We start from the raw sequence: 24,124 nt of genomic DNA, 5'->3' as shown, positions 1-24,124 counted from the left end.
GCCCATGGGGCTGCGCATCTATTACGGCGGGACCTTCGACCCGGTTCATCTGGGCCACCTGGCCATTGCCCGCGCCGCGCGCGACCAGCTGCAGGTGGCCGTGCGCCTGCTGCCGGCCGCCGATCCGCCGCACCGCGCCGCCCCTGGCGCCGATGCCGCGCAGCGGCTGGCCATGCTGGCCCTGGCCGTCGGCGACGAACCGGGCCTGCTGCTGGACCGGCACGAGCTGGACCGCGCCGAGCGCCAGCCCGGCGTACCGTCCTACACCGTGGATACCCTGCGCGAGCTGCGCGCCGAACTGGGCCCGCGCCAGCCCATCGCCTGGCTGGTGGGGGCCGACAGCCTGTTGGCCCTGCCCAGCTGGCACGAGTGGGGCGCGCTGTTCGAGCTGGCGCATTTCATCGTGGCCGACCGCCCGGGCAGCCCGCTGGCCGAGACGCTCGACCCGGTCCTGGCCAAGGCCCTGGAAGGACGCTGGGCCAGCCACGAGCGCGCGCTGTTCACCGCCCCGGCCGGGCGCCTGCTGCGTCTGCAGGCCCCGTTGCGCGAGGAATCGGCCACCGCCGTACGCGCGCAGATCCAGGCCGATGGTCCCTGGCAGGCGCTGCTGCCGGCGCCGGTGGCCGACTACATCCTCGGTCACCGCCTGTACGGCGCAACACCGTCGTGAATACGCGCGGCCCCGCCGCCCCGTATAATCGGCCCCACATTTATCGAGTTGACCCGCTTTGAGCAACCAAGCCCAGCCCCAGACCATCAAGGTCCAACTGCCCAATCCGGCGCCCTCCGTCATGCAGCTGCTCGAGTGCGTGCGCGGGGCCACCGAAGAACTGAAGGCCAAGGATCTCGTTGAGATCGACGTCATCGGCCGCTCCAGCGTCGCTGATTACATGGTGATCGCCTCGGGCACCTCCAGCCGTCACGTCAAGTCGATTGCCGATGAAGTGGTGAAGTTCGCCAAGAAGCTAGGTGTGATGCCGCTGGGCGTGGAAGGCGAGCGCGAAGCCGAATGGGTGCTGGTCGACCTGGGCGACGTGATCGTCCACGTGATGCTGCCGCGCGTGCGTGAGTTCTACGCGCTCGAGCGCCTGTGGACCGTGGGCGACCAGCCGCCGATCGAGCTGCTCGACGATGCGGACGACGACTACGACGCACGCTGATCGCAGCGTGCCCGGTCACGACAACGGCGCCGATGGCGCCGTTGTCTTTTGCGGCGCCGCCTGCGGTAGCTGCGGAGGACACCGATGAAAGCCAGGTTGATCGCCACCGGCGAGCGCGCGCCATCCTGGGTCGCGCAGGGGTTTGCCGAGTACCAGAAGCGGCTCTCGCACTGGCTGCCGTTCGAGCTGGTCGAGATCGAGCCCGGCCTGCGTGGCAAGGGCCGCGATGCGCGCCGCGCGACCGATGACGAAGGCAAGCGGGTGATCGCCGCGCTGCCGAAGAATGCCTATGTGGTCGCGCTCGATGTGCCGGGCCGCCAACTCAGTTCCGAGCAGCTGGCCCAGCGTCTGGAGCATTGGCGTGGGCAGGGCAGGGACCTGGCGTTCCTGATCGGCGGGCCGGAAGGCCACTCGGCCGAGGTGTCGGCGATGGCCGACGAGAAATGGTCGATCGGGCCGTTGACGCTGCCGCACATGCTGGTGCGCCTGGTCGTGGCCGAACAGCTGTACCGCGCTGCGGCCATGCTGGCCAATCATCCGTATCACCGTGCGTGAAATAGTTGTCGCCAGACGGGTTACATCTCGCGAAAAACGGGCTACAATGCGCACCCCGCCCGAATAGCTCAGCCGGTTAGAGCACTTGACTGTTAATCAGGGGGTCGTTGGTTCGAGTCCAACTTCGGGCGCCAAGATTTGAAAAAAAGCCTCGCAGCGATGCGGGGCTTTTTTTTGCCTGCGATGTGCGCAACTCGCGTGGCCGAGCAACAAAAAGCCCGGGCACTGCCCGGGCTCCTTGTTCCCCAAGTGCGGCTACCTCATTCGAAGGTGTACTTGGCACCGACGGTGAAGTAACGGCCGATCGCACCGCTGAAGTGCAGCGGGTTGTAGTTCACGCCACCGTAGGTGGTCGGATCCAGCGGAGCGATGCGGTCGAACAGGTTCTGCACCGATGCATTCAGTTCGAAGGCCTCGGTGATGTTCCAGCGACCGGACAGGTCGAAGGTGGTGAACGAGGAAATCTTGGTGACATCCGTGCCGTCGGCATAGGCGAACTGATACGAGCCGTCCGGACCGCGGAAGTCGGTGTTCTCCATCTTGGAGATGTAGTTGGCCACGCCGCTGACGCTCCACGGGCCCTGCTTCCAGGTGGTGCCGAAGTTGATGCGGTCCTTCGGGGTGCCGATGCAGTTGGTGACGTCGCAGTTGCCGTGGGTACCGGCATAGTCGACGGTCACGTCGGCATCGGTACGCTCGAACTTGAGCACGTGGCTCCACTGCAGGTCCATCTCCAGCTGGCCCGGACCGATGTCGAAGGTCTGGCGGATGTCGGTATCGATACCGCGCACGCGGGTCGATGCCGCATTGATGTACTGCGTATTGACCGCCAGGATGCTGCCGGTGCCCGGAACGCCATTGAGCAGGTTGTTGTCACGCAGCACATTGCCCGCGGCAATCGCTTCGGCCGTACTGCCCTGGGCGATTTCGTTGGTGCGCTTGATCTGCCACGCGTCGACCGTCATCGAGGTGCTGGAGGTCGGTTGCAGCACCAGACCCACCGAGTAGCTCTTGGACTCTTCCGGCTTCAGGTCGGCGTTGGGGCGGGTGATGATGGCGACCGGCAGTGCGCCGCAATCGTCATCGTTCGCGCCCGGGGCCGGGTTGCCGCCGGGGCAGCGCACGGGATCGGAAGCGTTGGAGAACGCGGCCAGGCCACCGTCGCCGTTCTCGGCCGGGTTGGGGGCACGGAAGCCTTCGGCATAGCTGCCGCGGACGGCGATCCAGTCGGCCGGGGTCCACTTGATCCCGACCTTCGGCGTCGCCTTGCCTTCGCCGCTCTCATACTTGTCGTAACGGACCGCGCCGGACAGTTCCAACTGCTCCAGCACCGGGGCGGACAGCTCGACATAGCCGGCGTACACGTTCTGTGTACCGTCGTAGGCCGAGTAGCCCAGGCCGATGATCTGGCCCTGGTCGGTGAAGGTCTGCGGGGTCAGGCTGTTGCTGGTCTTGCGCCATTCGGTACCCAGCGCCAGGCCCAGCGGGCCACCCTTGAGGTCGGCCAGGCTGCGCGACACGGTGAAGTCGAACATGTCCAGGCTGGACTTGGCGCGGGCGCTGATGTCCGGCGAGATGTAGTCATACAGGGCCTGCGAGTTCAGCCCCGCGTTGTCGCCGATGCGCCACACGCCTGCCGGGCAGGCCGGGTTGCCGAGCACGCAACGCACGGCGTCGTAGTTCAGGAAGCCGGTACGCTTGTTGACCAGGTCGGTGCCCGAATGCAGGTAGGCCGTGTCGTAGCTCCACTCGCCCCAGTTGCCCTTGACGCCCACCAGGAAGCGGTTGAACTCGTTGGTGTTCTCGGTCACACGCGGGCCGACATCCCAGGCCGAGTAGCGCAGGCGCGAGGCCTGGCCGGGGATCGGGTTGTCCGGGTGGGTCGGGCTGAGCACGGTGGCGCCATCGCCGCTGTTGGCGTTGACCGGGCCACCGGGATAGCCCCAGCCACCGGAAACGCCGGAGGGCGTGTTGCTGAAGGTGGTTTCCTTCTTGGAGTAGCCGATTTCGGTGTAGATCTCACCGCCCTCGCCGAAGGCGAAGCTGGCGCGACCAAATACGTTGACGTACTTCTCTTCCGGGGTCAGGTCACGGTACAGCTGGGCCGGATCCCACAGGCAGCCCTGCTGCTGGGCAGTGACATCGTTCTGGCCGGGGATGGTGGTCAAGCCGGCGCAGCCCGGCAGCGCGACGAGGAAGGCGGGGTCGTCATCCGTCACCGCACGGTCGTCGAACACCGAACCGTTCGGACCTACACCGCCACGGGTACCGCCGGAAAGCGCGGCGCCACCCAGGAACTGGGCGTTGTTGCCATAGCCCCACGGGCGGATATCACCGGTGCCGATCCACTTGCGGTTCTTGCGGTCGCTGATCTTGATCGCGTCGGTCTTGCCCACGTCCAGACTGAAGAACGCGTTCCAGCCATCGGTGGCCAGGTCGCCGGTGCCGGCGGTCAGGGTGGCCTTCCTGGCATCGCCGTCGCTGTCGCCGGACAGGCCGTAGGAGGCGCGCAGGATGGCGCCGTTGAAGTCGCTGCGCAGGATGATGTTGACCACGCCGGCGATGGCGTCCGAACCGTAGATCGCAGAAGCGCCGTCCTTCAGGACTTCAATGCGCTCGACCGCATCCAGCGGAATGGTGCTCAGGTCGGTGAAGACTTTCTGGCCGTCATCGGCCAGGCCGTAGGTCGCCATGCGGCGGCCGTTCAACAGCACCAGCGTGGAGCCGGCGCCCAGGCCGCGCAGCGAGATGCCGGCGCCACCGCCGGCAAACCCGTTGCCGAAGGTCTTGGGAATGGAGCCTGACCCGTCCGCGGTCAGGGTCTGCAGATACTCGGCGACCGTGGTCTTGCCGGTACGGTCGATTTCCTGGCGGGTGACCACCTGGACGGGGGAGGGGGTTTCGGTATTCGTGCGGGGGATGTTCGACCCGGTGACGGTGATCCGGTCAAGGTTGGTCGCCTGCTCCTGCGCGAACGCGGAGGACGACGCCATGGCCCCTACCAGCAGCAGCGCGCCGCTGGTCAGGATCGTGGAAATGGAATGGGCCAGGGTATTGCGGCGGCTGTCGTCGCGGCGTTGGGTCGGGTGTTTCACAGCTTCTCTCCTGACTGGGAAAACCTAGATGTCAATAAGTCGACACCAGAACGGTGGCAACGGCGCCAATCTAGGTTTCCGGCAGGTGACGCAAGTGTGAAAAATTGCTTAATTCGGGAACGATGGCGTGAGCACGTTGTATGAATGGGGAGAGCCCCGTCGCGGTGCTCTCCGGACGCACCAACGCGGCAACGAGAATTCCACCGGCACCCGGCCATCGGCCCCTGCGACCTGACCATCGACGATGGCGGTGCGCCGCGGACTGCAGTCGGGCTATGACCGCGGACAGCATGACGGCGCCCCAAGGCGCCGTCATCCCAGGCAGGAGCGGACCGTGGGTCCGCTCTGCTGCGACGTGTTACCGGCCCAGATCGAACACCACGTCCAGGTTGACCGACACGGTCGATTCGCCCGGCGACACCGGCGTGGAGACATCGGCCGCCATCGGCGCGGCCGCCGCACGCATCATCACCGGGCGGAAGTTGCCGCCACCGCTTTCGGAGATGCTCACGATCCGGCGCACGCGCAGGCCCAGCGACTTGGCATACGTTTCGGCGCGGGCCTGGGCCTTCTTCAGTGCGGCCAGGCGGGCTTCGTCGTAGACCGGCTCGGGCTGGTCGATCTCGAACTGCGGGCCGTTGATCTGGTTGGCGCCCTGCGCGGCCAGTGCATCAAGCACTTTGCCGAGCTTGGCGATGTCGCGCACCTTCAGGCTGACCGTGTTGCTGGCCTGGTAGCCGGTGATCTTCGGCGCCTCGTTGTCGGCGTAACGGTACTGCGGGCTCAGGTTGACGCCGCTGGTCTGCACATCGCGCTCGGCAATGCCGGCGGCCTTGATCGCGGCAAGTACCTTGGTCATCTGCTCGGCGTTCTGGCGCATGGCGGTGTTGCCGTCCACGGCCTGGGTGACGACACCGGCCGACAGCGTTGCCACGTCCGGCACGCGCCTGGCCTCGGCATTGGCCGAAATGTTGAGCAGGGTGCCGTCGGCCGGCACGGCGATGGCGGGCTGGGACTGGGCGTGGGCGGTCATCGAAGCTCCCAGGGCAAGGGACAGGGCGAGCAGCAACGGGGACAGGGACGGGCGGCGCATGTACATCTCCTTGTGAAGACGTTGAGGTTGGTGTCGGGGCGATGAACGCGTCGTGAGGTTTGATGGGGTTGATGACGATTGGAGGGTGTTGCTTGCGATTCAGACAGTAGCCTCAGGTTATGCTTCCTCGATGCTTTATCTCGCCTCTCGATCCCCCCGACGAAACGAACTGCTTGCGCGCCTGGACCGACCGTTCCGGGCGCTCGACCTTCACGTGCCCGAAGTCCGTGCGCCCGCCGAGTCGGCCGCCGATTACGTGCAGCGGGTCGCCGCCGACAAGGCGCGTGCCGGGCTGGCGCTGGTCGCCCATGACCCCGACGCGGTGGTGCTCGGCTCGGACACCGAGGTGGTGCTGGATGGGCGCGTGTTCGGCAAGCCGGTCGATGCCGACGATGCGCGCGCGATGCTGCGCGCGCTGGCCGGGCGCACCCACCAGGTGATGACCGCCGTGGCGCTGGTCGCCGCCGGCCGGGAGCAGGGCGTACTGGTGGTCTCGGAGGTGACGTTCGCGGCGATCGACGAGGACCGGATCGCCGCCTACGTGGCCACGGGCGAGCCGATGGACAAAGCCGGCGCCTATGCGATCCAGGGCGGCGCCGAACGATATATCCGCCACCTGGCGGGAAGCTATTCGGGTGTGATGGGTTTGCCCCTGCAACAGACCGAGCAGTTGCTGCAGGCGTTTGAACTGAAGGGAGTCGCCCATGTCTGAAGAAATCCTGGTCAATGTCACCCCGCGGGAAACCCGCGTCGCCGTCATCGAAAACGGCATGCTGCAGGAGCTGCATATCGAACGCGGCTGGCGCCGTGGCGTCGTCGGCAACATTTATAAAGGCAAGGTCCAGCGGGTGATGCCCGGCATGCAGGCGGCGTTCGTGGAGGTCGGGCTGGAGCGCGCCGCGTTCCTGCACGCCAACGACGTGATCCGCCCGGCCCCGGTGGCCAGCGCCGATACCGAAGGCACCACCCTGCCGCCGCCGTCCTCGGTGCCGATCGTGGAGTTGCTGCGCGACGGCCAGGACATCGTGGTGCAGGTGGTCAAGGATCCGATCGGGACCAAGGGGGCCCGGCTGACCACGCAGATCAGCATTCCCTCGCGCTACATGGTGCTGCTGCCGCAGTCCAAGGTGGTGGGCGTGTCGGCCCGGATCGAAGACGAGGCCGAGCGCGCGCGCCTGAAGACCCTGGTGACTGAACTGTCGGCCCAGCACGGCGGTTATGGCTATATCGTGCGCACCAACGCCGAAGGCCAGCCGGCCGAAGCGATCGCCGAGGACGTGGCCTACCTGTCGCGGGTCTGGAACGTGGTCGAGCGCCGTGGCCGCGATGCCGCCCCGTGCAGCGTGATCTATGAAGACCTGAGCCTGCCGCTGCGCTCGGTGCGCGACCTGATCCGCAAGGACGTGGACAAGGTCAAGGTCGACTCCAAGGAGACCTTCAACCAGTTGCAGGCATTCGTGGCCAAGTACATGCCGGTGCTGGCCGAGAAGCTGGAGCTGTACAGCGGCGATCGCCCGATCTTCGACATGTTCGGGGTCGAGGACGAGATCGGCCGGGCGCTGGACAAGCAGGTGCCGCTCAAGTCCGGTGGCTATCTGGTGATCGACCAGACCGAGGCGATGACCACCATCGACGTGAACACCGGTTCGTTCCTGGGCCAGCGCAATCTCGAAGAGACGGTGTTCCGCACCAATCTTGAAGCGGCGCAGGCCGTGGCGCGCCAACTGCGGCTGCGCAACCTGGGCGGCATCATCATCATCGACTTCATCGACATGGATGACGCCGAGCATCGCCGCCAGGTGCTGCGCACGCTGGAGAAGGCGCTGGCCCGCGACCATGCCAAGACCACCGTCTATGACTTCTCGCCGCTGGGCCTGGTCGAGATGACGCGCAAGCGCACCGTGGAAAGCCTGGAGCGCCAGCTCTCCGAGCCGTGCCCGGAGTGCAGCGGGCGGGGGTCGATCAAGACCGCCGAGACGGTGACCTATGAGATCTTCCGCGAGATCACCCGGGCGGTGCGCCAGTTCGATGCGGCCCGCCTGCTGGTGATCGCCTCCTCGAAGGTGGTCGCGCGCATCACCGACGAGGAATCCTCGGCGGTGGCCGAACTGGAGGAGTTCCTGGGCAAGAGCATCCGCTTCCAGGCGGACGAGCAGTACCTGCAGGAGCAGTTCGATGTCGTGCTGCTCTGACCGCGGCCGGTCCGGCGTTCCCAGGTTCCGATGAGCACACCGCTGCGCCTGCGCCTGCGCCGGATCCGCCGCCATGCCGTGTATGCGGTGGCGGTCCTGCTCGTGGGCGTGGCCCTGCTGGTCGGCACCGCCAGCCAGCTGCTGCCGCTGGCCGAGCGCCATCCGGAGAGGGTGGCGGCATGGCTGAGCGCGCGTGCCGGCCAGCCGGTGCGTTTCGATGCGCTGGATACCGCCTGGACCCGGCGTGGGCCGCTGCTGCAGCTCAAAGGGCTGCGGATCGGTGAAGGGCAGGGCCTGCGCATCGGCGAGGCCGAGGTGCTGGTGTCGATGTATGCCGGGCTGCTGCCGGGTCACTCGTTGACCGAGCTGCGCCTGCGTGGCCTGGCGCTGGTGCTGCAGCGCGCCGATGACGGCCGCTGGTCGGTGCAGGGGCTGCCGCAGTCGGCTGCGGGTGACCCGCTGGAAACACTGCGCCGCTTGGGCGAGCTGCAGGTGATCGGCGGGCGGCTGCGGGTCGATGCGCCCTCGCTGGGCGTGAACGCATCGCTGCCGCGGATCGACCTTCGCCTGCGCGTCAACGGCCAGCGCCTTCGCGTGGGCGCGCGTGCCTGGGCCGATCCTGCCGCCCAGCCGCTTACAGCGGTGCTCGAGTTCGAGCGCAAGCGCGGCGATGGGCAGGCGTGGCTGTCGGCCGATCCAGCCGATTTCCGTGCGTGGTCCTCGCTGCTGCAGTTCGGCGGCATCGGTCTGCAGCAGGGCACCGGTGAATTCAATGCATGGGTGGATCTGCGCGACCACCGGGTGGTGATGGTCACCACGGATGCGGACCTGCAGAACGTGCAGGTCCGCGGCGTGAAGCTTGCAGACGGCACCCACCCGCAGCTGGCGCTGGACACGCTGGAGTTGCGCGCGCGCTGGCGCTGGGTGCACGGTGGCTGGCGCGCCGATGCGCCGCGCCTGCGGATCGGCATGGAAGGCAGCACCCAGCAACTGGATGGGCTGCTGCTGGCCGGCGGGCAGCATTTCGCGCTGGCCGGCGACAACATCGATGCCACCGCGCTGCTGCGCGGCCTGGCGCTGACCGACAGGATCGATCCCGGCCTGCGCGAGTGGCTGCATGACGCCTCGCCGCAGGTGCGGATGACCCGCGTGCGGGTGGCGGGCGAACAGGGCGGCCCGTTGTCGGTCGAAGGCGACCTGGAAGACATCCGTTTTGCCGCGGTCGGGCATTCGCCAGGGCTCAGCGGCGTGGGTGGCCGCTTCGATGGCGACGCCGATGGCTTCACCTTGGAGCTGCAGCCGCAGCGGGTCATGCAGTTTGATTGGCCCAGCGGCTTCGGCGAGCGCCACGACGTGCGCCTGGCTGGCCGCCTGGTCGGCTGGCGCGATGAAGCCGGCGGATGGCGCATCGGCACCCCGGCCCTGCGCGTGCAGGGCACCGATTACGCGGCCGATGTACGCGGCGGGATCTGGTTCCAGAACAACGGCACGCGCCCGTGGCTGGAGCTGGCGGCCAAGATCGACGATGTACCGATGACCGCCGCCAAACGCTTCTGGATCCATTCCAAGATGAGCAAGGCCGCCACCGATTGGCTGGACGCCGCGCTGGTCTCCGGGCAGGTGCGCGGCGGCGTGGGCCTGGTGACCGGTGATCTGGAAGACTGGCCCTTCGACAAGAACAATGGCCGCTTCGAAGCGACCGGACATATCGACGCTGGCAGCATCCGTTTCCAGCACGACTGGCCGGCGATGAACAAGGTCGATGCGGACATCGCCTTCATTGGTCCGGGCTTCGAACTGCATGGCAAGGGCGACCTGGCGGGCGTGGCGGTGGACCACTTCGACGCCGGCATCCCGGATTTCGGCGTGACCGATCTGTACGTCAAGGCGACCAGCCGCAGCGATGCCGGTGCACTGCTGGCCATGCTCAAGCAGAGCCCGCTGCAGGCCACCTACGGCGAGACCCTGGACAACCTGACCGCGAAGGGACCGGCTGCGGTCACCTTCGATCTGCTGCAGCCGCTGCACCACGACGAAGGGGGCGGCCACCTGCAGGGCACGGTCGATCTCAACGGTGCGACGCTCACCGAGAAGCGTTTCGACCTGGTCTTCGAGAACATGCGCGGCCAGGCCCGTTACGGCCATGGCGGCTTCGATGCGGAACAGCTTGCCGTGCGGCATCAAGGCCAGGACGGGCTGCTCAGCCTGCGCGCCGGCGAGTTCGTGCGCGACCCGCAGCAGGCCTTTGAATCCGAGTTGACCGCTTCGCTGGCGGCGGGTGCGCTGCTGGACCGCGCGCCGGAATTGAACTGGCTCAAGCCCTATATCCAAGGCACCTCGCGCTGGACCATCGGGGTGACCCTGCCCAAGGTCGCCGCCGGCAGCAAGGTCGAGCCGCCGACCGTCCTCAAGCTGCATTCGGACCTGGTCGGCACCACGCTGGAGCTGCCCGCGCCGCTGGACAAACCGGCCGCCACGCCGCTGGCCACGGCCGTGACCGCGCAGCTGCCGATGGGCAGTGGCCGCGTGGACGTGGCGTTCGGCCAGCGCCTGGCGCTGGCTGCCCGCACCCATGACAACCAGACCGGCGTACAGGTCACGCTCGGCAGTGACCATGTGGATCGGGATCCCCCCGCCAGCGGGCTGGTGGTCAACGGCCGCAGCGGTTCATTGGATGCGCTGGAATGGATCGGCCTGGCCCGTTCGCCCGAGGGGGGCGATGACAAGGACCCGATGCCGCTGCGCCATGTGGATGTGCAGGTCGGCCAGCTGTTGCTGGCCGGTGGGGTGTTCGAGCAGACCCGGCTGCAGCTGCGTCCGACCGGCAACAGCGTGGACGTGCGCCTGGATGGCCCCTCGCTGGCGGGCAGCCTGAGCGTGCCCAATGCCGATGGCGGCACCATCGTCGGCAAGCTCAGCCGCGTCCACTGGCAATCGCTGCCCACGCCGGTCAAGGCGCCCAGTGATGGCGCCCCGATCCTGCTGCCGCCGGACGTGGCGTTGCCTGCACGGGTCCAGGCCAGTGCCAATGACACCAACCCGGCCAAGGTGCCGCCGCTGTCGCTGGATATCGAGGACCTGCAGTTCGGCAAGGCCAGGCTCGGCCAGGCGGTGCTGCGCACCCGCCCGATGGGCAACGGCCTGAGCGTGGACCAGCTGCAGTTCCGCGCGCCCAAGCAGGAGATCGACGTCGATGGCCGCTGGATGGGCATGGGCGCGGCCGCGCGCAGCCAGTTCAACGTGCAGGTCAGGAGCGAGGACCTGGGCGGGCTGATGCAGAACCTGGATTACGGCGGCCAGCTGCGTGGCGGGCAGGGCCAGCTGAGCATGACTGCCGGGTGGCAGGGGGGGCCGTCGGATTTCCAGCTGGGCGCGCTGCAGGGCCAGCTCGACGTGCATGCCCGCAACGGCCAGCTGCTGGAGCTGGAGCCGGGCGCCGGTCGCGTGCTCGGGCTGCTGAGCGTGGCCCAGCTGCCGCGCCGGTTGATGTTCGATTTCCGCGATTTCTTCTCCAAGGGCTTCGCCTTCAACCAGGTCGAAGGCAGCGTGGCCTTCGGCGACGGCATGGCCACCACCGACAAGGTGCTGATCGAAGGCCCGGCGGCGAACATCACCATCCGCGGCCAGGCCGATCTGCGCCAGCAGCGCTTTGACCAGACCATCGACGTCAACCCGCGTGCGGGCAACCTGCTGACCGTCGTTGGCGCGGTGGCCGGCGGCCCGGTGGGCGCCGCGGTAGGCGCGGCGGCCAACGCGGTGCTGTCCAAGCCGCTGGGCGAGATCGGCGCCAAGACCTACCGCGTGACCGGCCCCTGGGCCGAACCCAAGGTCGAGGTGATCGACCGCGACACCGCGCCCAGGCCGGCGCCGGCCGCACCCCCGGCGCGCTGACCCCTTTCCCGCGCCCGGGTTGCGATTGCGCCCGGCGCCCATAGATCAAAGAGCATGAACAACAACGCACTTTCGCTGGCCACCGACCGTCTGCTGCTGCCCGCCGGGCTGGATGCGGGCGGTCTGGAACGCACGTTCGGCACCCTGCTGGGGCCGGGCATCGATTTCGGGGATCTCTATTTCCAGCACGCGCGCCGCGAGAGCTGGAGCGTGGAGGATGGCATCGTCAAGGACGGTGCGCATTCGATCGAACAGGGCGTGGGCGTGCGCGCCATCGCCGGTGAAAAGACCGGTTTCGCCTATTCCGATGACATCCACAGCGATGCGCTGCTGGCCGCCGCCCAGTCGGCCCGCGCGATTTCGCGCGAGGGCGGGGCGCAGTCGGCCCGCTCGCTGGTGCGTGGCAGCGGCCGCGCGCTGTACCCGGCGCTGGACCCCATCGATGGCATGGGCAACGAGGCCAAGGTCGAGATGCTCAAGCGCCTGGACCGCTACCTGCGCGCCGCCGACCCGCGCGTGCAGCAGGTGATGGTCAGCCTCTCCGGGGGCGTGGACACGGTGCTGATCGCGCGCAGCGATGGCGTGCTTGCCGCCGACATCCGCCCGCTGGTGCGGTTGAACGTGCAGGTGATCGTCGAGCAGCATGGCCGTCGCGAATCCGGTTACTCCGGCGGCGGCGGCCGCTACAGCTATGAAGAACTGTTCGCCGAGGGGCGCCCGGAGGGCTTCGCCCGCGAGGCGCTGCGCCAGGCACTGGTGAACCTGGAGGCGATCCCGGCCCCGGCCGGCGTGATGACCGTGGTGCTCGGCCCGGGCTGGCCCGGCGTGCTGCTGCACGAAGCGGTCGGCCACGGCCTGGAAGGCGACTTCAACCGCAAGGGCACCAGCGTCTACGCCGGCCGGATCGGCGAGCGCGTGGCCGCGCCGGGCGTGACCATCGTCGACGACGGCACCCTGGACGGGCGCCGCGGCTCGTTGAACATCGATGACGAAGGCCACCCGACCCAGTGCACCACGCTGATCGAAGACGGCATCCTGGTCGGCTACATGCAGGATTCGCTCAACGCGCGCCTGATGGGCGTGGCGCCGACCGGCAACGGCCGCCGTGAGTCGTTCGCGCACATGACCATGCCGCGCATGACCAACACCTACATGCGCGCCGGCCAGCACGATCCGGAAGAGATGATCCGCTCGGTCAAGCGTGGCCTGTACGCGGTCAACTTCGGTGGCGGCCAGGTCGACATCACCAGCGGCAAGTACGTGTTCTCGGCCACCGAGGCCTACCTGATCGAAGACGGAAACATCACCGCGCCGGTGAAGGGCGCGACCCTGATCGGCAATGGCCCGGAAACCATGCAGAAAGTGCGCATGATCGGCAACGATCTGGCCCTGGACGAAGGCGTGGGCATCTGCGGCAAGGATGGCCAGAGCGTGCCGGTCGGCGTGGGCCAGCCGTCCCTGCTGATCGATGGCATCACCGTGGGCGGCACCCAGGCCTGAGCCGGGATGCGTGCCCTCGTGCTGCCCGACGACGCGGCCGCCAGCCTGGTGCTGGCGGTGCCGCGTGAGCGCCGGGGCTCAGTCCTCGGCGTTCTCGTCGCCGTCGGTATCGGTATCGACCGCGTCGTCCAGGTCATCGTCGGACGAGGCGTTCACGCCCTCCAGGCCGAGCGCGGCCGGCAGCAGCAGCGTACGCAGCACCTGGAAGATCTCCCGGTAGGCGCGCGGCGGCTTGTTCTTGGCCTTCTCTGCCTGGGCGTTGCGCACCAGCGTGCGCAGCTCCTGGCGGTCGGCATGCGGGTACTCATCCAGCAGCGCACCCAGCGCCTTGTCGCCGTCCTTGAGCAGGCGCTCGCGCCAGTCTTCCACGCGGTGCATGGTGGCCACTTCACGGCGCGAGGTCTCGCTGTTGGCATCCAGCGCGTTGCGGATCGCATCCAGCACGGCGTCGTCTTCGCGGCGCATGTGCTTGGCCAGGAACGCCAGCTGGCGCTTGTGGGCGATATGAGCGGTGATGCGCTTGGCCTCGGCGATGTGCGGCAGCAGGTCTTCGGGCACCGGCAGGCGCGCCAGCTGGGCCGGGGTCAGCGAGACCAGCTTCTCGCCCAGGGCCAGCACGTCCAGCGCAGCCCGGCGGTTCTGGCTGCGGCTGATATCAAGGAATTCACCGGTTTCTTCGTCGCGTCCGCGCATCGTCTTATTTCCACATCCGTAAACTGTGCCGGCGTCGCGCCGGGCACTCACCTGTACAGGATAAAGCATTGAACGTGATCTCCCCTGAAGTCTCCCCGGCCGACGACAGCCTGCAGCGCCTGGAGCAGCTGGCTGACATCTCCCAACGCCTGCTGGAGCGGGCCAAAGCCCTGGGCGCCACCCAGGCCGAGGTCAGCTGCAGCGATGAGCGCGGGCTGGATGTGAACGTGCGCCTGGGCGAGGTCGAAACGGTCGAGTCCACCGGTGACCGCGGCATCGCCGTGACCGTCTACTTCGGCCAGCGCAAGGGCAGTGCCAGTACCGCCGACCTGCGCGAGAGCAGCCTGGAGTCGACCGTGGCCCAGGCCTGCGCGATCGCCCGTCACACCGAGGACGACGAAGCCGCCGGGCTGGCCGAAGCGGCGCTGATGGCCCGCCAGTTCCCGGATCTGGACGGCTGGCACCCCTGGGAGCTCAGCGCCGATGCGGCGCTGGACCTGGCGCTGGCCTGCGAAGCGGCCGGGCGTGAGGCCGACACCCGCATCAGCAACTCTGACGGTGCCTCCGCCGCGACCGCGCAGAGCCTGTCGGTGTATGCCAACTCGCACGGCTTCATCGGCCGCGAGCGCAGCAGCCACCACTCGATCGGCTGCGCGCTGATCGCCGGGCAGGGCGATGGCATGCAGCGCGATGGCTGGTACAGCAGCGCCCTGGCCCGGGAAGACCTGGATGATGCCGCCTCGATCGGCCGCCGCGCCGCCGAGCGCACCGTCGCCCGCCTGGAGCCGCGCTCGATGACCACCGCGCAGATGCCGGTGCTGTATTCGCCGGAGGTGGCCCGCTCGCTGATCGGGCATCTGCTCGGCGCCGTCTCCGGCGGGGCGCTGTACCGCCGCGCCAGCTTCCTGCTCGACAGCGTTGGCACCCGGCTGTTCCCGGCGTGGTTCGGCATTGAAGAACTGCCGCTGCTGCGCCGCGGGCTGCGTTCGGCCGCCTTCGACGGCGATGGCGTGGCCACGCGCAATTCGGCGCTGATCCGCGATGGCGTGCTGGAGCGTTACATCCTGGGCAGCTATTCGGCGCGCAAGCTGGGCCTGCCGACCACCGCCAACGCCGGTGGCGTGCACAACCTCAAGGTCACCGCCAACGCGGACGATCTGGTCTCGATCGCCCGGCAGATGGGCAATGGCCTGCTGGTCACCGAACTGATGGGGCAGGGCGTCAACAGCGTGACCGGTGATTACTCGCGCGGCGCCGGCGGGTTCCGCGTGGAGAACGGCGAGATCAGCTACCCGGTGGACGGCATCACCATCGCCGGCAACCTCAAAGAGATGTTCGCCAGCATCGAAGCGGTGGGTGCCGACATCGACACCCGCTCGCACGTGCACACCGGTTCGATCCTTGTAGGACGAATGACCGTTGCCGGTAACGATTGACGTATTCTATTGGGGCTGCCCTGGCAGGCGGGGAGCCTGCCGCGTGCAATACCCATTACCTCGAACAAGGAGTTTCACGTGAGCGATTTCGACAACGTCACCACCCCGCCGCCGCCGGTGAGCGCCCCGGCACCGGCCGATCAGCGCACCATGGCGCTGGTGGCCCACCTGCTGGGCATCTTCACCTGGTTCCTCGGCCCGCTGATCATCTGGCTGATCAACAAGGACGACAGCAGCAAGCGCTTCGTCACCGACCAGGCCAAGGAAGCGCTGAACTTCCAGATCACCATCACCATCGCGATGCTGATCTGCATCGTGCTGACCATCGTCATCATCGGTGGCCTGCTGGCGCCGATCGTCGGCCTGCTCAACGTGATCTTCTGCATCATCGCAGCGGTCAAGGCCAACAACGGCGAAGCCTACCGTTATCCGTTCGCCCTGCGCCTGATCAAGTAATCGATCCGCAGCGCTGGAACGAAAAACGCCCGGGATTCCCGGGCGTTTTTCTGTGTCCTGGCGTTGTGCAACCACGCCATGCGTGGCTGCCGGCACGGTCGCTCAATGATCCCGCTCGACCGCCAGTTTCGCCAGCGCACGCAGTGCATCTGCCGGCTCGCCATATCCGGCCAGGCCATCGAACATCTGCTCGCTCAGCGTGCGCAGATGCGCCTTCGCCCCGTCCATGCCGAGCAGTGCCGGGAAGGTCGACTTGGCCTGTGCCTCGTCCTTGCCGGCGGTCTTGCCGAGCTGTTCGGAACTGGCTTCGACATCGAGGATGTCATCGCGCACCTGGAACGCCAGACCGAGCGCCGAGGCGACCGTATCCAGCGTTGCCAGATCGGCGGCGGGTGCCTGGCCACACAGCGCGCCCATGCGCACCGCCGCGCGGATCAGTGCGCCGGTCTTGAGCGCGTGCATGCGCTCAAGATCCTGCAGCGGCTGTTGATGACCGGTGGCGTCGATATCCAGCGCCTGGCCGCCACACATGCCGGCGGCACCGGAGGCGTGGGCCAGCGTCTGCAGGCAGGCCACGCGCAGTGACGCGGGCAGCGGCGCATCGGCGATCAGGCCGAACGCGCGCGTCTGCAGGGCATCACCGGCGAGGATCGCGGTGGCTTCATCAAAGGCGATGTGCGTGGTCGGGCGGCCGCGACGCAGGGCGTCATCGTCCATCGCCGGCAGATCGTCATGCACCAGCGAATACGCGTGGATCAGCTCCACCGCCATCGCCGGCGCGTCCAGTGCGTTCTCGTCGGCGCCGAAAATTCGGCCGCTTGCATACACGAGCAGCGGGCGCATGCGCTTGCCGCCCCCGAGCACCGCATAGCGCATCGCCTGGTGCAGTCCACGCGGGGCATCGGACGGGGAGGGCAGGCTGGCGTCGAGCTGGCTTTCGATCCGGTCGCGCCAACGCGCGAACGTGGCCTCAACCGTCATGGCTGGGCGGGTCGAATGGCACCGCGGTGTCGGGCTGGGCTGGATCGCTGAGCAGGCGCACGCGCAGTTCGGCCTGTTCCAGCGCCTGCTGGCACTGGCGGTACAGGCCGACGCCACGTTCGTAGGCGCTGAGCGATTGTTCCAGGCTCATTTCGCCGGTTTCCATCTTCTCCACCAGCTGCTCCAGCTCTTCCAGCGACTGCTCGAAGTGGGCGACCGGGGAGGTTTCATTGGGGGACTTCTTTGCCATGTGCCAAGTGTGGGCTGCTGGCCGGGCGGGGTCAATTCAGGCCGCGCCGGGTGTCCACTGCAACTGCGCGTGATGGGCCAGCAGCCACGGTTGCAGGGCGGCACCGATGACCCGGTCACCGGCGGCCAGCAATGTGTCCTCGTCGAACAGCAGCGGCAGCTGGCGACGCTGCCACGGCGGCAGGCCCTGCTGCTGCAGCAGGTCCTTGAGCGCATGGGAATGCGTGCGCCCGGGCAGCTGGATGCGCTCGCCGCCGCGGCGTGCGCGGATCTGCACCGGGCTGTCGAAACCGGCGTCCGTGCCAAGCAGGCGCAGCTCGCCACCATCTGGCAATGCCAGCGGCGCGCGGCCATCCCAGTGCACGCTCCAGTCGGCCGGCAAGGCCAGGCTGGCCGAGAGCAGGTGCAGTTGCCCGCGCCAGCGGCGGATGCGTGCCCCCTGCCAGGCGAACTGCGCATCGGCGTGGTGGGCAGCCGGGAGCAGCTCGCGTTCGACCGCCTCCACGCCCGCGGCCGGCAGCGGCGGCAGGCCACTGCCGCGCACCCAGTGCCGCAGCAACCGGGCGCGGCGCTCGAGCGGCTGGCGCAGCAGCCGCGCACAGTCGATCACGCCGGGGCCGACGCTGCAGCGTTCCAATGCGTCGCGGTCGGCACTGTCGAGCAGGTGCTGGGACTGCGCGCACAAGGCGGCACTCCGGGCGAATGCCGCATCGGCCTGCGGCCAGCGCTGGCGCAGTTGCGGCAGCACGTGCAGCCGCAGGAAGTTGCGATCGGCGTCATCGCTGGCATTGCTGGGATCTTCGATCCACTCCAGCCCCTCGGCCTGCGCATGTGCGCGCAACGCACTGCGCGGAACCTCCAGCAAGGGCCGCCACACGGTGCCGGCGCCAAACGCGCTGGTGACCTGCATGGAGGCCAACCCATCCACGCCGGAGCCGCGCAGCGCACGCATCAGGAAGGTCTCGGCCTGGTCATCGCGGTGATGGGCCAGGGCCAGGTGTTCACCAGGCAGCAGCTGCGAAGCGAACGCCTCACGGCGCGCATGCCGCGCGGCGGCTTCCAGGCCTTGTCCCTGGTGACGCGGCACCTGCACGCGGATCACCCGCAGCGGGATGTTCCAGCGCGCACAGAGCTGCGTGCAGTGCACGGTCCAGGCGTCAGCCTGTTCCTGCAGGCCGTGATGGATATGCACGGCGCGCAGGCCGGCCGTCCGCTGTGCCGGCGAGGTGGCCAGCCAATGCAGCAGGACGGTGGAATCGAGGCCACCGCTGAAGCCGACCAGCACAGGGCGGACGACAGAGGGCGGTGGCGGCAGCAGGGAGGTCATGGGAAGTGCGATCTCAGGCAGACCGGCAGTATCGGGGCTGCGTGGCGACGTTGCCACGCGGGAATCACGGTGTGCCGGCATCCATCGCCGGGCGCCCCTGCCGATCGATGCGATACCAGGTGCCGCCAACCATCGCGATGTGGCCGTGGTCGTCCGGCGTGCCCGGACGGCAGCCTTCGCAGACGCGGGCCACCCCGTCATCAAAGGCCCAGCCAAAATCGAACGTGCCCGGAAAGGCTTGGCGCAGCTGGGTATCGAAGTAACCGATGCGCTGCCCGACACGCCCACGGACCAACCCCTCCACAACGTAGTCCGGGCCGTTGTCGAAGGTGATCACCGGCAACTGACGACCATCGGCACGGACGTAGTGGAATCCACCGCCGGCGTAGACCGCTGCCAGCCCGTCCTGATCGTAGGACAGCGACGCCAGGGACGCCGCGTCGAGTTCCAGATGCCCATCGAGCCACTGGCAACCGGGCAGCGGTTGCAGCCCATCCTCTTGGGTCAGGGCGGCGCAGCTGGTGCCGGTGCCGGTGTCGGTGTCGGTGCCGGTGCCGGTGCCGGCGGCCAAGGCCAACGGCGATGCGAACAGACCGGCCACCAGCAGCAGGGGCCGCGCGAGGCGGCCCCTGTTCGCTGCATTGCGAAGCAGTCGATGCATTACTTGCTGTCGCCCGCCTGGCGCTCGAACGCGGTCGGCTTGGGCAGCTCGACCGGCACGCCCCTGGCATCGCAGGTGCCGGCTTCGCACAGGCGCTGGCGCAGGCGCGGGGTGGCCTGCACGATCATGTGGTAGATCGCGTTCTGCTCCATCGTGCCGCGGACCGCCTTGCTGCCCGGGCCACGTGCCCAGATGCCGACGTCTTCGCCGCCATGCGATTCGCTCTTGGCCGGGACCAGCGCTTCCTGCATGTAATCGGGATGCTCGGTATCCACCGCGGTCAGGTCCGGCCGACCCGTGGTCGGATCGAAGCTGCTCGGGTTGTGCGGGTAGCGCTTCGGGCCGACCGGCTGCTGGTTGGTGGCACCGGTGTAGCCCGGGCCGTTGGCGTAGGTCAGCGTGGTGTACGGCAGGCCGAGGCCGTCGCGGGCCAGGTCCAGCTTGCCGGCACCGTCTTCGCCCCCCTTGTCCTTGACCTTGCCCAGGATCGGGTTGCCACGGGCCGGGTAACCAACGAAGTTCAGTGTGTGGGAGTGATCGGCGGTGACGATGATCAACGTGTCCTGGTCGGAAGTCGCCTCGACCGCGGCGCGCACCGCATCGGACAGCGCCACCGTATCGGTCAGCGCCCGGTAGGCGTTGCCGCTGTGGTTGGCGTGATCGATGCGCGCGCCCTCGATCATCAGCACATAGCCTTCCTGATGGCGCGACAGATTGGCGATCGCCGCCTTGGTCAGCTCGGCCAGGCTCGGCTCACCGGCCGGGTCGTCCTTGCGCTCGGCTTCGTAGCGCATGTGGTCCGGCTCGAACAGGCCCAGGATGGCCGGCGCATTGGCCGCCGCCTGCAGCTGCCTGGCGTTCCACACGTACGCGCCCTGCGGGTGCGCCTGCTGCCATTCGGTCACCAGGCTGCGCCCGTCCAGGCGCTGGCCGACCTTGTCGTCGTACTCGGGATCGCGCTCTTCCACCGTGGTGAACTCACCGCGGCCGCCGCCGAGGGCGACCAGCGGGCCGCGCCCGAAGCGCGAGGTCGACAGCAGCTGCTGGGCGATGTCACGGCAGCCGGCCGCCTTGGCCTCTTCCGGCACATCGGTGTCGTTCTCCCAGTTGCGCTCCGGCGAGTGCGCGTAGGTCGCTGCCGGGGTGGCATGGGTCAGGCGGGCGGTGGAGACCACGCCGGTCGCCATGCCGGCACTGTCGGCCAGCTGCAGCCAGGTCAGCAGGCCCTTGTCGAGGCTGTCGGCGCAGTCATTGCGGGTGCCCGCGCTGACGCCGATCGCGCCCATGTGGGTCTTCACGCCGGTGGTGATCGCGGTCATGGTGCCCGCCGAATCCGGCGTCTGCGAATCGGTGTTGTAGGTCTTGCTGAACGCCGTCGCAGGGAAGCGCTCCCAGGACAGCAGGTTCTCCTCGCCCGGGTGCCCGTTGCGCTGCCCCTCGAAGATGCGCGCTGCCGCCACCGTGGTCAGGCTCATGCCGTCGCCCAGGAACAGGATGACGTTCTTGGCCTTGCCGTCCATCGCACCGGTGCTGGCCGCCCGTGCCGCGCCGCTGCGGTACCACCACTGCGGCGTCTCCCCGGCAGGGTGGGCAATGGCCGGCACATCGACCTGGACCGCGCCGGCAGAGGCGCTGGAGGAGGGAGCGGTACTGGCGCAGGCGCCGAGCAGCAGGGTGGTGACGGCAGCCACCAGGGGCGTGAAACGGAACATGGATGAATGAATCTCACATGTGAAACGGGCGTTCATTATGCAGAACGCCGCAAGGCACGCCGATGACACGCTGATTTTCCGTCCACGCCTCGTTCCGCGGCCCGGCTTGGGCTAAGGTGCCTAGCTGTCAAATCATCTCTGGAACGCACATGAAGCTGGTCTCTGCCTGGCTGCGGATCCCCTTCTGGCAACGGGTCCTCGGCGGCTTCGTGCTGGGCGCACTGGCCGGCTGGCTGCTCGGTCCGGCGGCCGAAACCTGGTTCGGCCCCCTCGGCGATCTCTACGTTACCCTGATCAAGATGATCGCGGTGCCGCTGGTGTTCTTCGCCGTGATCAACGCCATTTCCTCGCTGCACGGGCAGAAGTCCGTGGCGGCACTCGGCGGGCGCACCTTCCTGTGGTTCATCATCACCGCGGCCCTGGCCGTGTGCGTGGGGCTGGGCGTGGGCACCCTCATGCAGCCGGGCAGCGGCGCGCTCAGCCTGAGCATGGACCACAGCTACACCCCGCGCGAAGTACCCAGCGTGATCAAGGTGCTGATGGATGTCGTGCCCTCCAACGTGTTCTACGCGTTGACCGGCATCGGCACCCGCGTCAACGCGGCCGGTGAAACCGTCCTGGCCGCCGGCCGCGGCTCGATCCTGCCGGTGATCTTCTTCGCCGGCCTGCTCGGCTTCGCCATGGTCAAGCTGGGCGACAAGGTCAGCGAAGCACGCAAGCTGACCGGCCAGATGAGCGACATCATGATCCAGGTGACGCGCTTCGTGCTGGAGATCACCCCGCTGGGCACCTTCGGCCTGATCGCCGGCCTGGTCGGCAGCTATGGCTTCGAGAAACTGCTGCCGCTCGGCAACTTCGTCCTGGCCCTGTACATCGCCTGCGCGCTGCACATCGTGGTGGTCTACGGCAGCCTCCTGCTCATGCACGGCCTGAATCCGCTGAAATTCTTCCGCGGCGCCGCCCCCGGCATGCAGGTGGCCTTCGTCAGCTCCTCCAGCTTCGCGGCCATGCCGGCCGCGATGCGCTCGATCACCCACAACCTCGGCGTCAACAAGGACTACGCCTCCTTCGCCGTTCCCCTGGGTGCCAGCATCAAGATGGACGGCTGCGGCGCGATCTATCCCGCCCTGTGCGCCGTCTTCATCGCCCAGTACACCGGCGTTCCGCTCACCCCCGAGCAGTACATCGTCGTGCTGATCGCCTCGGTCCTGGGCAGCTTCGGCACCGCCGGCGTCCCCGGCACCGCGGTGGTCATGGCCACCGTCGTGCTGAGCGCGGCCAACCTGCCACTGGAAACCATCGGCTACCTCTACGCGATCGACCGCATCCTGGACATGATGCGCACCATGACCAACGTGACCGGCCAGATGCTGGTCCCGGTGATCGTTGCCAAGGAAACCGGCCTGCTCGACCGCGCGGTCTACGACAACCCATCCACCAACCTGGGTGTGGACGAAGGCGAAGAACGAACGTCCTGATGCAGGCACGAACGCAGCACCCAAAGACCGGCGAGAGCCGGTCTTTTTTTCCGCTTTGGGTGTCCGCGAGCGTCACGCCCCGAAGCGACCGGCAGGCCCGCACCGGGGGACATTCGCCGACAAGCGTAGCGAGGCCCAGCGCTCGACACACCGGCCGCCCCCGCCAGTGAACAGTTGAAGCGTTGCGCGCGCCAGGCAACCACCCTGAATCCGCACCGTAAACCCCTGTATCACCCGGTGTAACACCCGTGATACACCCGCACCGCGTCTACCTGTCAGCAACGCGTGATCACCGCACCGACCCATTCATTCGCCCAAATGCCAACGCCCCTGTAACAGCAATGTTGCGCGCCATTAACCCCAACCGCACGAAAGCCCAGCAAACACGGGCGTACAGAACTTGGCACGAATGCTGCTCCCCCCCTCCGCATGTCATCGGAGGTCGCCATGGACAGCGTTGCCGCACACCGCACACGACACATCACCCTGTGGCTGCTCGCCGCTGCACTCGCCGTGCCGGCCGCCGCCAACGCCTCCGGCGCACGCCAGGGCGTCAAGGCCCAGCCCGGCGAAATCGTCCTCCTGCGTGACGTCTCCGCACGACCGGCCTATCGCCCCGCACCTCCGGGCATGGCCCTCATCGCAGACCCCTCGCCGCGCCGCGAAATCGGCCACGCCCTCGGCACCTCCACCGGCATGGATGAACTCAGCGACGACGATTACGCCTCGCTCGGCTCCAACACCGGCGCCGGCATTCCGCGCAACGCCACCACCATCGAGCGCGTCACCGGGCATACCGTCAACGGCACGCTCGGCAAGGTCACCGACAGCGGCATGCTGTCCAGCGGCCAGTTCAGCAACACCATCGGCGGCCCCATGGGCGCGGTCGGCAACGCGACCCGCGGCATAGGCGACCAGGTGCGCGGCGCGCTCGCCCAGTTCCCGCTCGGCCAGCCTGCGGGCGGGCCCGGCAAATGAACACCGTGCTGCGCACCGCACTGCTCACGGGCCTGATGCTCGCGCCGTTGGCCGCGCATGCCCAGCAGGGCAACGACTACGCCGCGATGCTGTCCTATCTCAACCAGAGCCGCATCGACGGCCGCACCCTGGCCGGCGCCGATGGCGCCATGACCGTCAACATGGCCGCCGGTGATCTCAACCAGCAGGCCAACCTGATGGGCATCGCCAACGGCCGCAACGCCCACATCAACGTCGATGCGCGCCAGCAGCAGTCCAACAACCTCAGCATCAGCGACACCGCCATGGACGCCAGCGCAACGATCGGCGGCCAGGCACTGAACGGCGCCAGCGGCGTCGCATCGATCAACCAGGCCAGCGGCAATGGCAACGCGACGCTCAACGTCGTCACCGCCACGCTGGCGCAACAGGGCATACGCGAAACGAACGACGAGGCCTTGGCCGCGTCGGGCGCGCTCGCGTCAGCAGGGGGGCAGGGGGCCGTCAACAGCGGTCGGTCGGCCGGAACTCGCAGGGTGGCGGTCGAAGCCTCCGCACTGCAGGGATTCGACGGCGTCCTGCAACTCAATCAGATCGCGGGATCCGGCAACGCCACCGCAAACCAACTGAGCATTTCGGTGCAGTCCACCCCGTGAGTAGTCACATCCACCCGATTGTCTGTGATGAG

General features: G+C 68.0%; 20 protein-coding genes and 1 tRNA gene. 13 read left to right on the top strand and 8 right to left on the bottom strand.

Going from position 1 to position 24,124, the window contains the following annotated elements:
* The first annotated feature begins 4 nt into the window (after positions 1-4).
* From nadD to OC373_RS04065, 4 genes are all read left to right on the top strand, one after another.
* Positions 5-670 carry a nicotinate-nucleotide adenylyltransferase gene (gene nadD / locus OC373_RS04080; protein ID WP_070425625.1) on the top strand — a complete coding sequence of 222 codons (666 nt, stop codon included), beginning with the start codon at positions 5-7 and terminating at the stop codon, positions 668-670.
* 121 nt (positions 671-791) lie between these two features.
* Complete coding sequence (rsfS, locus tag OC373_RS04075; RefSeq protein ID WP_087947504.1) at positions 792-1,160, top strand: ribosome silencing factor; 369 nt, start codon at positions 792-794, stop codon at positions 1,158-1,160.
* Between the two features lie 84 nt (positions 1,161-1,244).
* On the top strand, positions 1,245-1,715 hold the full coding sequence (rlmH, locus tag OC373_RS04070; protein WP_019183383.1) for a 23S rRNA (pseudouridine(1915)-N(3))-methyltransferase RlmH: 471 nt from the start codon (positions 1,245-1,247) through the stop codon (positions 1,713-1,715).
* A 57-nt stretch (positions 1,716-1,772) separates the two neighbouring features.
* Positions 1,773-1,849 (top strand) — tRNA-Asn (locus OC373_RS04065).
* A gap of 126 nt (positions 1,850-1,975) precedes the next feature.
* On the opposite strand, the gene OC373_RS04060 is transcribed toward OC373_RS04065, so the two are convergent.
* A complete protein-coding gene (locus OC373_RS04060) occupies positions 1,976-4,810 on the bottom strand; it encodes a TonB-dependent receptor (RefSeq protein ID WP_070425624.1) in 2,835 nt (944 codons plus the stop codon).
* Positions 4,811-5,168: 358 nt separating this feature from the next.
* Positions 5,169-5,903 (bottom strand): SIMPL domain-containing protein, encoded by a 735-nt coding sequence (locus OC373_RS04055; RefSeq protein ID WP_070427441.1) that lies wholly within the window; start codon positions 5,901-5,903, stop codon positions 5,169-5,171.
* Between the two features lie 130 nt (positions 5,904-6,033).
* Here OC373_RS04055 and OC373_RS04050 point away from each other — a divergent pair, with 130 nt between their 5' ends.
* Genes OC373_RS04050 through tldD form a run of 4 tightly spaced genes read left to right on the top strand, consistent with a single transcriptional unit; the run spans position 6,034 to position 13,486 of the window.
* Positions 6,034-6,615 (top strand): Maf-like protein, encoded by a 582-nt coding sequence (locus tag OC373_RS04050; protein ID WP_070425623.1) that lies wholly within the window; start codon positions 6,034-6,036, stop codon positions 6,613-6,615.
* Positions 6,608-8,095 (top strand): ribonuclease G, encoded by a 1,488-nt coding sequence (rng, locus tag OC373_RS04045; protein ID WP_019182611.1) that lies wholly within the window; start codon positions 6,608-6,610, stop codon positions 8,093-8,095. The genes OC373_RS04050 and rng overlap by 8 nt, the downstream gene beginning before the upstream one ends.
* Before the next feature lie 30 nt (positions 8,096-8,125).
* The gene (locus OC373_RS04040) at positions 8,126-11,986 is read left to right on the top strand and encodes a YhdP family protein (RefSeq protein WP_070425622.1); all 3,861 of its coding nucleotides are present in this window, start codon (positions 8,126-8,128) and stop codon (positions 11,984-11,986) included.
* Positions 11,987-12,040: 54 nt separating this feature from the next.
* Complete coding sequence (gene tldD / locus OC373_RS04035; protein ID WP_070425621.1) at positions 12,041-13,486, top strand: metalloprotease TldD; 1,446 nt, start codon at positions 12,041-12,043, stop codon at positions 13,484-13,486.
* Positions 13,487-13,564: 78 nt separating this feature from the next.
* On the opposite strand, the gene yjgA is transcribed toward tldD, so the two are convergent.
* Positions 13,565-14,179 carry a ribosome biogenesis factor YjgA gene (gene yjgA, locus OC373_RS04030; RefSeq protein ID WP_019182614.1) on the bottom strand — a complete coding sequence of 205 codons (615 nt, stop codon included), beginning with the start codon at positions 14,177-14,179 and terminating at the stop codon, positions 13,565-13,567.
* A 68-nt stretch (positions 14,180-14,247) separates the two neighbouring features.
* Between yjgA and pmbA the strand changes: the two genes are divergently transcribed.
* Entirely contained in the window at positions 14,248-15,615 is a 1,368-nt protein-coding gene (gene pmbA / locus OC373_RS04025) for a metalloprotease PmbA (RefSeq protein ID WP_261997118.1), read from the top strand.
* A 78-nt stretch (positions 15,616-15,693) separates the two neighbouring features.
* Complete coding sequence (locus OC373_RS04020) at positions 15,694-16,071, top strand: DUF4870 domain-containing protein (RefSeq protein ID WP_019182616.1); 378 nt, start codon at positions 15,694-15,696, stop codon at positions 16,069-16,071.
* A 102-nt stretch (positions 16,072-16,173) separates the two neighbouring features.
* Here the strand turns inward: OC373_RS04020 and OC373_RS04015 are convergent, their stop codons facing one another.
* The 5 genes from OC373_RS04015 to OC373_RS03995 all read right to left on the bottom strand — a co-directional run bounded on the left by OC373_RS04015 (position 16,174) and on the right by OC373_RS03995 (position 21,001).
* Positions 16,174-17,052 carry a farnesyl diphosphate synthase gene (locus OC373_RS04015; protein ID WP_019182617.1) on the bottom strand — a complete coding sequence of 293 codons (879 nt, stop codon included), beginning with the start codon at positions 17,050-17,052 and terminating at the stop codon, positions 16,174-16,176.
* On the bottom strand, positions 17,042-17,302 hold the full coding sequence (locus tag OC373_RS04010; RefSeq protein ID WP_019182618.1) for an exodeoxyribonuclease VII small subunit: 261 nt from the start codon (positions 17,300-17,302) through the stop codon (positions 17,042-17,044). Before OC373_RS04010 ends, OC373_RS04015 begins: the two co-directional genes overlap by 11 nt.
* Before the next feature lie 36 nt (positions 17,303-17,338).
* Positions 17,339-18,628, bottom strand: a complete 1,290-nt coding sequence (tilS, locus tag OC373_RS04005) for a tRNA lysidine(34) synthetase TilS (protein WP_070425619.1) — start codon at positions 18,626-18,628, stop codon at positions 17,339-17,341.
* 64 nt (positions 18,629-18,692) lie between these two features.
* Positions 18,693-19,289 (bottom strand): WG repeat-containing protein, encoded by a 597-nt coding sequence (locus tag OC373_RS04000; RefSeq protein ID WP_261997117.1) that lies wholly within the window; start codon positions 19,287-19,289, stop codon positions 18,693-18,695.
* Positions 19,289-21,001 carry an alkaline phosphatase gene (locus OC373_RS03995; RefSeq protein ID WP_019182621.1) on the bottom strand — a complete coding sequence of 571 codons (1,713 nt, stop codon included), beginning with the start codon at positions 20,999-21,001 and terminating at the stop codon, positions 19,289-19,291. The genes OC373_RS04000 and OC373_RS03995 overlap by 1 nt, the downstream gene beginning before the upstream one ends.
* 149 nt (positions 21,002-21,150) lie before the next feature.
* On the opposite strand from OC373_RS03995, the gene OC373_RS03990 reads away from it, so the two are divergent.
* The 3 genes from OC373_RS03990 to OC373_RS03980 all read left to right on the top strand — a co-directional run bounded on the left by OC373_RS03990 (position 21,151) and on the right by OC373_RS03980 (position 24,092).
* Positions 21,151-22,479 carry a dicarboxylate/amino acid:cation symporter gene (locus OC373_RS03990; protein ID WP_019182622.1) on the top strand — a complete coding sequence of 443 codons (1,329 nt, stop codon included), beginning with the start codon at positions 21,151-21,153 and terminating at the stop codon, positions 22,477-22,479.
* A gap of 447 nt (positions 22,480-22,926) precedes the next feature.
* Positions 22,927-23,457: a hypothetical protein gene (locus OC373_RS03985; RefSeq protein WP_070425617.1), complete on the top strand. Its 531-nt coding sequence runs from the start codon at positions 22,927-22,929 to the stop codon at positions 23,455-23,457.
* On the top strand, positions 23,454-24,092 hold the full coding sequence (locus OC373_RS03980) for a hypothetical protein (RefSeq protein WP_046273258.1): 639 nt from the start codon (positions 23,454-23,456) through the stop codon (positions 24,090-24,092). Before OC373_RS03985 ends, OC373_RS03980 begins: the two co-directional genes overlap by 4 nt.
* Positions 24,093-24,124: the final 32 nt, after the last annotated feature.

This window comes from Stenotrophomonas sp. Ste96 (assembly GCF_024519495.1).
Lineage (GTDB): Bacteria > Pseudomonadota > Gammaproteobacteria > Xanthomonadales > Xanthomonadaceae > Stenotrophomonas > Stenotrophomonas bentonitica_A.
The sequence above is the reverse complement of the archived record's forward strand: the minus strand, read 5'-3'. Positions and strand labels throughout refer to the sequence as shown.